Below are 10,600 nucleotides of genomic sequence, written 5' to 3' on the forward strand. Positions count from 1 at the left end.
TCAATCATCGGGGCGACGCACAGCCGCCAGTCGGGGGAGTCCAAGAATCACTCTACAAAACAAGGGGATGCGGTATTTTACGGGCTTAGCGGCATTATGTCCGGCAGGCGAATCCGCCCGCGTCCGGCCGATCGCCGTAACCCCGCCCGCTATGTGGTCTAAAATTGCGCCGCCGCCGCCGCACAGGCATAGCCAAGCGTCCGTTAACCCCCTCACCCCCTCTAGATCAATGGCCGTATTCACTCCCGTATCCGACGACGACGCGCGCGCCCTCCTGGCGCAATTCGACCTGGGCGAGCTTGTCTCGCTTCGAGGGATTACGGCCGGTATCGAAAACACCAATTACTTCCTGTACACGACCCGGGGCGAATACGTCCTGACGCTGTTCGAAGTGCTGACGCACGCCCAACTGCCGTTCTATATCGAACTGATGTACCACCTGGCCCAGCGCGGCATCCCGGTACCGCAGCCGCAAAATCTGCGTGACGGCACGCGCCTGACGACGCTGCACGGCAAGCCCTGCGCCATCGTCTCGCGCCTGCCCGGCGGCTACGAACCCGCACCCGGCGCCGCCCATTGCGCCCTGGCCGGCGCCACGCTGGCCCGCGCCCACCTGGCCGCACAGGACTTTCCGATCCACCAGCCCAATCTGCGCGGCTTGGCCTGGTGGCTGGAAACGGCTCCCAAGGTCATGCCGTTCCTGGATGCCGGCCAGGCACAACTGCTTGGTTCCGAACTGGCTGCCCAAGAGGCAGCGGTGAACACGCCCGCCTGGCAGGCATTGCAGACCGGCCCGGCCCATTGCGACCTCTTTCGCGACAACGTGCTGTTCGCCGGCACGTTCGAAGACCCGCTGATGGGCGGCATCATTGATTTCTATTTCGCCGGTTGCGATACCTGGCTGTTCGACGTCGCCGTCAGCGTCAATGACTGGTGCATCGAGCGCGACACCGGGGAATTCATCCCCGAACTGGTGCAATCCTGGCTGACCGCCTACGCCCAGGTCCGGCCGTTCACGGACGCCGAACGCGAGGTCTGGCCCGTGATGCTGCGCGCCGCCGCGCTGCGCTTCTGGGTATCCCGCCTGTACGACTTTTTCCTGCCCCGGCCGGCTCAAACGCTTAAACCCCACGACCCGCGGCACTTCGAAAGAGTGTTGCAAGCACGCCACCGCCCGGGCTTGCCAATATTGCCGTAACCGTTATGCCCCCCATAATGGGGTTAGCGCGTCCCTTTTGAGAGATCACCCCTTCAGAGAGCCATGCAAGCAGCATTCCTACCCGCGACATCCGGCTGGCACTGGGTTCGAGACGGCTTCCGTCTGTTCCGCAAGCAACCTCTGGCCATGTTCACCTGGGCCATGTTCATCAGCCTTCTGGTCGTCTTCGCCAGCGCGACGCCCCCCGTCGGACCGATCCTGGTCGTGGCGCTCATGCCCATCATCACCCTCATGACGCTTTCGGCATGCAAGCACGTGGATGCCGACCGCATCATGCTGCCGTCCATGTGGGGCAAGCCCCTCAAGCAGCCGGGCGTCTTCCGGAAGCTGTTCCTGATGGGCCTGTTGTACGCGGGGCTGAGCATGGTGGCCGGCCTGCTGACCTTCCTGCCCTTCATGGATTCGATGGCCGAGGCCTACCGGATCGCTTCCGTTGAACGTTCGCTGGACCCCATCCTGATGGCCATGCGCGTTCCGCTGACCATCTTCGCGATCATCTACGTCGTGATCGCCGCGCTGTTCTGGCATGCGCCGGTGCTGGTGGCCTGGCACGGCCTGCGCCTGATCCAGGCGCTGTTCTTCTCCGGTATCGCCTGCTGGCGCAACAAGTGGCCCTTCCTGGTGTACGGCGCCACGTGGGCCCTGGTGTTCCTGTTCATCGATCTGTGCGCCGGCTTGCTGGTCACGATGGGCCTGTCGCCCCAATTCGCCGGCACGCTGCAAATCCCGTTCAACATCGCGGCGGGCGGCGTTCTGTATTGCAGCTTCTATCCTGCCTATACCTCCGTGTTCGGCATCGATCGCGCCAGCTCGCATCTCGACAACGGCCACAGCGCCGAAGCATAAGGCAACGCGGCAGGGCGCAAGCGCCCTGCGCACGCCCATCACCCGCAGATCCCGCGACACAAACGCCACATCGATGGCGTAGCGCATGCCAAAGGTATGCACGCTGGCGCACGGCGTCAGCAAGATGCCGGACCGCCGCCCAGGCGGCCGGCGGCCTAGCAGGCCACGCATCCGGCCGCACCAGCTTGCCACACGTAAGAGCCTTAACCGGTCCGACGGCAACAAGGGGCGGCCCTTCATTGCACGCTTTGAAGCAGTTGGACGGCAATCGGAAATGCCAGCACGATGAAAGTGCAGGGAAAAATGCATGCGATCAAAGGCAGCAACATTTTCACCGGCGCCTGCATGGCCAGCTGCTCGGCCCTGACATGGCGGTCGCTACGGCACTGCGAGGCCTGGGCGCGCAGCACCGGCCCCAGGCTGATCCCCAACGATTCCGCCTGCGCCAGGGCGGCGGCCCAATTCCGCGCAAGCGGACTATTGCAACGTTCGGCCAATGCCTTGATCGCCGCTGCCCTGGACACCCCGGCCCGCATCTCGGCCAATGCGTCAGCCAGGCCATCCCGCAATGCGCCGCGCGGCCCGCTTTGCGCTGCCAACTGCAGGGCTCCCTGTACGCTCAAACCAGCCTCCACGCACAGCGTCATCATGTCGAATACAAAGGGCAAGTCGCGTTCGATGCTACGGCGGCGCTTTTCGCCCAGGCCGCGTAGCCACAGTCCAGGAGCCACACCGGCTGCCAATGCCGCGGCAAGCATCCATGGCATCCAGGCCGAGGGCGCGGGATCGGCAAGCGCCGCAATTGCCGCCGCAAGGCCTCCCGCGCCGGCGCCAGCGCTGGCGCACAACGCCGCCATGTGGGCATAACCCACCCCAGCCGGCAAAGCGGCTTGCTCGATCGCCCGCGTCAATCGGATGCGCAAACGCCACGAACACAATGGCCCCACCCACGGGGCTACTGCCGACACCCAGGGCCAGGCGGCCCGCCACCACCACGGCAACGCCGCGGAGGCGTCGTGTTTGCCCCGCAGCAGCGGACGCAGCGCAAACCACGTCAGCCAGCCAACCCCCAACGCCGTCGTCGACATACCCAAGTACAACCACATTGCAGCAACCTCCATGACAGAGCAGGAGCGAACTCCCCACCCGGTCAGATATCGATTCGGATGATGCGCCGGATCAGCACGACCCCGGCCGTTTCCAGCACCGCTACGATGGCCAGCACGCCCCACCCCATCGGCGTATGCCACAGCAGTCCCATGATTTCCGGCTCCAGCCGGTCCAGCACCGCCAGCAGCAGCAATGGCAGCGCGCCGACGATCCACGCCTGCAACCGCCCCTGGGACGTCAGCGCCCGCAACTTCGCCTGCAACTGCAATTGCGCGCGCAAGGTCTGCGCAATGCTCTCCAGTGCCTCGGCCAGGTTTCCCCCCGTCTGCGCGGCAATACGCATGGCGGCGACCACCAGCGAAGTGGAATCCGCCGGCATCCGGGCATGCAGGTTCTCTAGCGCGGCATCCCACGGCACGCCCATGCGCTGCTCCCGCAGCATCAAGCCGAATTCCTGCGCCAGCGGTGCGCTGCTCTGCTCGACCACATGCCGCAACCCTGTCGCCAGCGCGACGCCCGCACGCAAGGCCGACGCCAACATCAGCAAGGCCATCGGCAACTGCTGCTCGAAGCGATCCGCTCGCCTGCGTCGCAGCCTGTCGACCGTCCAGCGGGGCATCCGGGATGCGAGTGCTGCCGCCACGACCGCCGCCACGCCGCTACCCGTCAGGGATAGCGCCAGCCCCGCCGCCAGCAGTGCGCACGCCACAGCAGCCGCCCATAGCTGCGCAGGATCGATGAACAAGAACACTTCGCTCAGGCGAACGCCCGCATCCTGGGTATAGAACTCGCGGTAGCGGCGCAACGCCGGCGCGAACCAGCCCTGGGCATGCCAGGCCAGAATCGCCACGCAGCACATCGCGCCACCCGCAGCCAGCCAGATCATGGCAAGCCCTGCGCAACGTTCGCCGCGATGTGTTGCGGGCCGACGGCCTCCGCAAACCAGGCAGGGTCCAGGGAAACGCCTTCATCGTTCCATACCCGGGCAAAGCTGGGCAGCGCGCCACACCCCAGAAAACCTGCCGCACGGTCATACCGGAAGAGTTCCAGCAGTTGTATGCGCCCGCTTTCCATGCCCGCGACTTCCACAATCGACATCACCACGCGCCGCCCGTCCGCCAGCCGGGCTTGCTGCACCACCAGATCCACGCTGGCGGCGATGTGTTCTCGCACGGCGGACAAGGGCAGATCCAGACCCGCCATCAGGATCATCGATTCCAGACGGCCCAGCGCATCGCGCGGAGAATTCGCGTGCAGGGTCGTCAATGAACCCTCATGTCCGGTATTCATGGCTGTCAGCATGTCGAATGCCTCGGCGCCCCGGCATTCGCCCACGACGATCCGGTCAGGCCGCATGCGCAGCGCGTTGCGCACCAGTTCGCGGATATCGATGTGCCCTCTACCCTCCTGGTTGGCCGGGCGTGCCTCCAGGGCCACCAAGTGGTCATGATTCAGACGCAACTCCGCGGCGTCTTCAATGGTGACGACGCGTTCGCCGTCCGGAATCTCGTTTGACAGGATGTTCAACAAGGTCGTCTTGCCGGAGCCGGTCCCTCCCGACACCACCAGGCTCTTGCGCATCCGCACGCATAGCGCCAGAAATTGCGACATGCCTTCGCTGAGCGACGCTGCCGCAATCAGATCGGCCATCTTGGGCCGCCGCTGCGGGAATTTGCGGATGGTCAGGCTTGCCCCTTTCATCGCAACAGGGGGGATGATCGCGTGCACGCGCGACCCGTCCGGCAAACGGGCATCCACCATCGGGGAGCTTTCGTCGATGCGCCGGCCTAACGGTGTCACGATGCGTTCGATTACCCAGCGCACGGACTGTTCGCTGGTGAAGGCCGCCGGATGCCGCCATAGCCGCCCTGCGCGTTCAACGTAGATCTCGTCATAGCGGTTGACCATGATTTCGGTAATGTCAGGCGCCGCCAGCAAGGGCTCCAGCGGGCCCAGGCCGACCGCTTCATCCAGCACCTCGCGGCACAACGCCGCCTTGTCCTCATCGCCGGCCAAATCCGCATCCGTGGCGACGATCTGAGTCAGCAATCGTTCGGCCTCTGCCCGCAACGTGCCATCGCTCATGCCCGCCACATCGCGTCGGCGTAGATCCAGTCCCTCCAGCAGCGCGGCGTGCAGGCGCCGCCGTTCCTGAAGCCGTTCCTGAAGCCGCTCGTGAAGCCGTTGCGGCGATGCCGGCTGCGCGGCCATTGACGTCTGTGCAGCGCTTGCCGGCTGCGGGGCAACCAGCGCGACGAGACCGTTCGGTTCACTCGCCCGGGCGTCGGCCTCCTGCACCGCCCCGGACGAAGCCCACTGCACCCGCAGGCGGCAAGGGCCGATCAGGATATCGTCATCGGGCAGTACCGGCGCATGTCGTACTACCCGCACGCCATTGACCATCGTGCCGGCCAGCGTTCCCAGGTCTTCCAGGACAATATCGGCATCCTCGCGCACCAGGCGGGCATGTTGCCGGCCGACCCGCCAGTTCGAGATACGCAGACCGCACTGCGCGCCCCGCCCGATCAACAACGGCACTGCGGCAGCCAGGCGACGAACGCCGGCATCTTCGAAGGTCATTTCAATATCAAGCATCGCCTTACTCCCGAAGAAGGGTTCGCGCCGTGTCGTTGCGGGATGTCCACTGAGACCCCGCCCCCGAATAGGGATCCCAACCGCCAGCCGCCGACGGCACGACCGTGCCCAACCGAGCAGGCTCGGGGAAGGCCGCATCCAACACCTCCCGGCCACGCCGTACGCGCTCTGCCAGCGCGGGCTCGCTTTGCGACACGATCTTGGGGGTGACGAAAATCGCCAACTCGGTTTCACGCTGCTGATAGCGTCTAGACGAGAACAAGGCGCCCAGAACGGGAATGTTCTGCAGCCACGGCAACCCGCTGACCTCCTCTGCGTTCTCCCGCGACAGGAAGCCGCCGATCACCAGCGTGTTGCCCGACCGAACGTTGAACTCGGTGGACGCGCGGCGCGTGCGCAATGCCGGGCCGCCCGCCACGCTAAGCGAGGTATCCACGGAGCTGGCCTCTACCTCGATCAAGGAACGAATGACGCCGTTGCGGTCAATGCGTGGCGTGATGCTGAGCGATACGCCATAAGGCTTGAACAACGTCGTCGGATTGCCGCGTGTATCGGTGGACACGTAGGGCACCTCGCCCCCCGCCAGGAAGGTCGCGCTGGCGCCGCTGCGCGCAAGCAATTGCGGCTGCGCCAACATCACGGCCTCGCCGGTTTGCGCCAGCGCGGCGATACGGGCGGACAAGAGCGCATTCACGCCGAAATAGCCTGCCGCCGCGGAGGCCGGCCCAGCCGTCTCGATCACCGACTCGCCCGGCCGGGTCATCCGACCCAGCGCCCCCGCGTCCCAAGCCAGGCCCGCATTCATCCCTCCTTGCGTCATGCCGTCCCAGCGCACGCCGAACTCGCGCAATCGGGAGGTGGGTATCTCCACCACCTGCACGTCCAGCAAGACCATGCGGTCCCACCCCACCTGCCCGGTAAAATCCAGAACGGCGGGATAGCGTTCCGCCAAGGCGGCGATACGGGTGCGGTCATCGTCGGACAAGTCGTCGCCCTCGATCAGGATGCGCCCTCCCACGCTGGTGCTGCGCGCACCGGGGATACGGGCAAGCAACGCCTCGACTTCGGCACGCAAGCGCGGCGTCCCTGCCGCGACAACCCGCAATTCGTAGGCCGCCGTCCGTCCCTTCGCAGTCCAGACGTGCACTGAAGACACGCCCTCGGCGCGGGCAAAGATCACGACATCGCGCCCTTCCGCCGCGACGGCGCTCAGCACTTGCCCGTTGCCGATGGCCACCCGCCTCACGCCGGGATGCGGCAAGACGCGGGTTTCGCCCACTTGAAGCTCCAGCACTTCCATCTCGGCCCCGGCTGCCGGCCCCCATAGGGACAGGCACATTGCGCCGAGGATCAACACGATGCATCTCATGGCCGCCCCGTTGTGAAGCCGGCCATTGCGGCGTGCTCGCCGGGAACGCCGAGCGCTTGCGCATCTACCCGGTCCCCGTACAGAATGGTCACGCCAGGCGTGGGCTCAGGTTCGGGATCCAACCCGACCAACGTTGCCAGATCCGTCTGGGCCGATGCCTTCACCGCCCCGGCATCGTCACGGTGGCGCAGCATGGCCGTCAGCGTCCCCGATTGCCTGGCCGCCACAAATCGCACTGCTTCGTCAGGATCGGCTGCCAGCGTGATGTTGCCTGCGCCGGATCCATCGAGATCCGTCTCTGTCCCCACGGTCAGCACCCGCATGCCCTGCAGCAACGGAACCGTGAGCTCACGCTGGCGATGCGAAAAGCTCACATAGATATCGATCAGATCGCCCGCGCGCAGCATCTCGGCCAAGCCTCCCAGATCGCCGGCGGCCACGGTCAGCGCCCGCTGGCCGGCCCGAAGCCGCGACGCCAGCGCAGGGGCTGGCGCCGTAAAGGTCAGGTGAGTCTTCAGCAAGGGCTCGCCATGTGCCACATCCGCCACCAGGGTTGCGCCAAGCAAGCTGGCCAGGTCCAGCGGGTCCAGACTGGCGCTGGACGCCCACTGCGCGGGGATTTCACGCACGGCCAGATGCATGTCTTCAAGACGGGTACCCGCGGGCAAGTCATACGCTGCGACCAGGCGTTCGACGACAGGCGTGCGAGCTTGCGCCTCCAGGGCCTGAACCCGTTGCTGCACGTGCTCGCGCACCGCCCACGCCGATACCAGGCCAGCCACCAGCGCCAGCCCATAAACGCCCACGCGGCGCAACCGCTGCATGCCATGGATAAGCAAAGCCTTCACGACGCCCACCCCCTGACGCGAAGACCACTGCCGGTATCAAACGGCCCCACCCAAACCTGCAGCCGCTGGCTGCCTCGGGCCCAGGATTGCGCATCACCGTCCCCAGGCAACCGCCGCCATCCCTCGCGCAACAGGCCCGTGTCCAGCAAGGACATCATCCGCGCAGGCGCCAACGCATGCTGCCAGATCCGTTCGGACACCCTGTCGCCCCCATCCATGACGGCAACATCCAAGCGTAGCCGTGCCCCTTCCGGCAGCCATGAAGGTGTAGGCGATATGGGCGAGGCGCGTGGACGCAGCGAAGAAATGCTGCCGACCGTACGCCCCGGGCCGGCCTCTTCCATCTGTGCTACCCACTGCTCGTCACCGATCAGCCCGGAAAGCATGAGTTGGCCGGGCAACACGTTCAAATCCGCCAAAGCAGACTGCTGCCCAGACAGCGCGCGAGCCCATTCCGACGCCTTCATCGGCACCTCGAACACAAGGACCTGCGCGGGTTGGCCGTATAGCCACACACGATCGGCCAGCAGCGAATATCGGGAACCGGCGGGAAAGCGCAAGCGGCTCAAGGACGCTGCGGCTGGCTTCGCCACAACCCCATCCGTCGTAGAAGCCACTGCCGAAGGAGACCCCGTTGCGCCGGCCACCAATCCGCCTGCTACCATCAAGCAACACAACGCCACCAGGCCGCGCCCATTCCTCCGCCCCCGGGAAAACAAGTGCGCACTCATCGGATCCCCCCTTCACGTTTGCCCAAGCGGTCCGAAGGCACCAGGTCTGCCCACGCAGAGAGCCAATCCATCGACACCGCTGGTCGGCCCCACGGGCCATCCATGCGTTGCGCAAGCGCCCCCACGCGCCGAGCCTGCGCCAGCGAAGCTCGTTCAGCCTGCCGCCAAGCCGTCGGCGCATTGCCGATCCGGCGCTGCGCATCCGCATCCCCGTGCGCATGCCCCGCCCTGACCGCCACCCGGGTCAACCGGCTAATCGACGGCGCCCACTCGGCACGGTGCCTGGGGGACACGGTCTGCGCCTGCACCGACAACAACTGCAAGCCCGCCCCGAACCATTCGTCCTGCAACGCGCTGACACGGTGTGGCGCGACGCCAGGCAGCGCCTTAGCCTGGCTGGTCAGCACCGAAGACGCGCGGGACCACGTTGGCGTCAACGGTTTCCCCCGCGCGCCCGCCATCGCCGCCTTGCGGCTGGCCTGCGACATCTGCTGCGCCGAGAATTGCAGGCTGCCGATCCCGCTCACCGCCCAGACCATCACGGCCATCAACGGCAAGAGCAACAATGCTTCCACCGCTGCCTGGCCTTGCTGACGATCAAGGCGCCGCACTCTCTCGATACCCATCGTCATGGGGACCTCCCGGCAAGCAAGACATCCTGCGGTTTGACGGCAGACAAGCGGGCCTGCCAGTAAGGGCGAAACAAAGTGGCCAATTCGCCGCGACCATCGCCACGTTGCTCTGGTCGCAAAAAATAGGTTTCGGCGGCGCTAGTCACCGTGATGGCGTCGGCGCGTCCCAGCCCGGCATAGCGGAACCTGCCGGTGGGGGCCGTCAACGCGCTGCCCGCATCGGTGGTTTTCAATATGGCGCCTGCCAGACTCACCTTGACTGCGAAACGCAAGGGATCCCCTGCCCGCGACGCGGCGACCTCGCGATAAGCAGGCAAGCCCCGGCCGGGCCATCGCTGCGCCGATGCCATCGCATACGAATTGGCCATGGGATTGGTGACGCCGCTGAATATATCCCACGACGTCGACTGCTCCACCCACCGCCAGAAATCTTCCTGAGAAAAATCGACGGGTGGTTCTTCAACGTAATCCACGCCTTCAGGCGCCTTGCTCTTTTGGCCTTGCGCGGTGCCCCAACCCATCGCGTATTCGCGGTAGTAGCAGCCGATCCATCGATTGGATCGCAACGCATGAAACGACTGCGTGTCCAGCGCCCCCCAACGGCCGTCCGGCCCAAGCCAGGTCGATCCGCGGCGGCGCAGTTCATGCCGATACAGCGGACAGCGGGAACTGACTGGCCACGGATTGCGCCGCGTTTCATTCCGCTTTTTCAAGAATCCGTAGCGCTCAACCGCCCGCTCTACTGTCGGCCGCAGCCCCGACTGGCGTGTAGCGGCCTGGCGTTCGATGAAGCCAGGCCACGCATCCGACAACCACTGCAGCGCCAACCCCTGCGCACCCGGTGGGTCACTGCCGTCAGCTTCACGGTGGTCTGCTTCACTGAAGTTGGCGGCAAGCACCTTGCGCATGACACGGTCGCGCGACACGGGCAGCTCCGACACGGCGGACGCCGCAGCGCTTTCCAATACCTGATGCACGATACGGTCGTGCTGCGCGAAGGCGTTGGCCAGTCGTGCCTCGGCGTCCGGCAACGCTTGCCCTGCCCCATAGGCAATCCCCATGTCGGGCCCAAACAGCATCGCGATCAGACTGGCCGGCGGGTTCCCGCGGTTGCGCCGCGATTGCAGGGCGCCCCCGTACTGCGCCGAAGCGGCCAGCGTGACCAGATGCGCCATCGCCACCTGATGCGCGATCTGCGTTCGGTTGACGTAGGCAAGGGCATTCAGCGTACGCGCCTGCTCAAGCGCGCC

Annotated in this window: 10 protein-coding genes and 1 pseudogene; 2 read left to right on the forward strand and 9 right to left on the reverse strand. The window is 65.8% G+C overall.

Annotated elements, in window-relative coordinates; genetic code table 11:
• Positions 1–229 precede the first annotated feature (229 nt).
• Positions 230–1,198, forward strand: a complete 969-nt coding sequence (locus tag ACO6D5_RS28055; RefSeq protein ID WP_315528379.1) for a homoserine kinase — start codon at positions 230–232, stop codon at positions 1,196–1,198.
• A 63-nt stretch (positions 1,199–1,261) separates the two neighbouring features.
• A complete protein-coding gene (locus ACO6D5_RS28060; RefSeq protein WP_234818439.1) occupies positions 1,262–2,065 on the forward strand; it encodes a BPSS1780 family membrane protein in 804 nt (267 codons plus the stop codon).
• Between the two features lie 6 nt (positions 2,066–2,071).
• Here ACO6D5_RS28060 and ACO6D5_RS28065 read toward each other — a convergent pair.
• From ACO6D5_RS28065 to ACO6D5_RS28105, 9 genes and pseudogenes are all read right to left on the reverse strand, one after another.
• Positions 2,072–2,374 (reverse strand): annotated as a pseudogene (locus ACO6D5_RS28065) (DUF192 domain-containing protein); the annotation flags it as partial.
• Complete coding sequence (locus tag ACO6D5_RS28070) at positions 2,302–3,171, reverse strand: type II secretion system F family protein (RefSeq protein ID WP_485827206.1); 870 nt, start codon at positions 3,169–3,171, stop codon at positions 2,302–2,304. The pseudogene ACO6D5_RS28065 and the gene ACO6D5_RS28070, both read right to left, overlap by 73 nt.
• A 44-nt stretch (positions 3,172–3,215) precedes the next feature.
• Positions 3,216–4,061, reverse strand: a complete 846-nt coding sequence (locus tag ACO6D5_RS28075; protein WP_485827200.1) for a type II secretion system F family protein — start codon at positions 4,059–4,061, stop codon at positions 3,216–3,218.
• Positions 4,058–5,770: a TadA family conjugal transfer-associated ATPase gene (locus tag ACO6D5_RS28080; RefSeq protein WP_485827207.1), complete on the reverse strand. Its 1,713-nt coding sequence runs from the start codon at positions 5,768–5,770 to the stop codon at positions 4,058–4,060. Before ACO6D5_RS28080 ends, ACO6D5_RS28075 begins: the two co-directional genes overlap by 4 nt.
• Positions 5,771–5,774: 4 nt before the next feature.
• Positions 5,775–7,139 carry a type II and III secretion system protein family protein gene (locus ACO6D5_RS28085; protein ID WP_485827201.1) on the reverse strand — a complete coding sequence of 455 codons (1,365 nt, stop codon included), beginning with the start codon at positions 7,137–7,139 and terminating at the stop codon, positions 5,775–5,777.
• Entirely contained in the window at positions 7,136–7,987 is an 852-nt protein-coding gene (cpaB, locus tag ACO6D5_RS28090) for a Flp pilus assembly protein CpaB (RefSeq protein WP_485827202.1), read from the reverse strand. Before cpaB ends, ACO6D5_RS28085 begins: the two co-directional genes overlap by 4 nt.
• Positions 7,984–8,556, reverse strand: a complete 573-nt coding sequence (locus tag ACO6D5_RS28095) for a hypothetical protein (RefSeq protein WP_485827203.1) — start codon at positions 8,554–8,556, stop codon at positions 7,984–7,986. The genes cpaB and ACO6D5_RS28095 overlap by 4 nt, the downstream gene beginning before the upstream one ends.
• Positions 8,557–8,714: 158 nt before the next feature.
• Complete coding sequence (locus ACO6D5_RS28100; protein WP_485827204.1) at positions 8,715–9,350, reverse strand: TadE/TadG family type IV pilus assembly protein; 636 nt, start codon at positions 9,348–9,350, stop codon at positions 8,715–8,717.
• Positions 9,347–10,600: hypothetical protein (locus ACO6D5_RS28105; RefSeq protein WP_485827205.1), on the reverse strand; the 1,254-nt coding region annotated here is incomplete at its 5' end. The genes ACO6D5_RS28105 and ACO6D5_RS28100, both read right to left, overlap by 4 nt.

Source organism: Achromobacter sp. (assembly GCF_057314935.1).

Excerpts from the sequence above, each read along its gene's own strand:
- ACO6D5_RS28055 (WP_315528379.1), top strand. The coding sequence starts at position 230 with ATGGCCGTATTCACTCCCGTATCCGACGACGACGCGCGCGCCCTCCTG.
- ACO6D5_RS28070 (WP_485827206.1), bottom strand. The coding sequence starts at position 3,171 with ATGTGGTTGTACTTGGGTATGTCGACGACGGCGTTGGGGGTTGGCTGG.
- ACO6D5_RS28060 (WP_234818439.1), top strand. The coding sequence starts at position 1,262 with ATGCAAGCAGCATTCCTACCCGCGACATCCGGCTGGCACTGGGTTCGA.
- ACO6D5_RS28080 (WP_485827207.1), bottom strand. The coding sequence starts at position 5,770 with ATGCTTGATATTGAAATGACCTTCGAAGATGCCGGCGTTCGTCGCCTG.
- ACO6D5_RS28100 (WP_485827204.1), bottom strand. The coding sequence starts at position 9,350 with ATGACGATGGGTATCGAGAGAGTGCGGCGCCTTGATCGTCAGCAAGGC.
- ACO6D5_RS28085 (WP_485827201.1), bottom strand. The coding sequence starts at position 7,139 with ATGAGATGCATCGTGTTGATCCTCGGCGCAATGTGCCTGTCCCTATGG.
- ACO6D5_RS28075 (WP_485827200.1), bottom strand. The coding sequence starts at position 4,061 with ATGATCTGGCTGGCTGCGGGTGGCGCGATGTGCTGCGTGGCGATTCTG.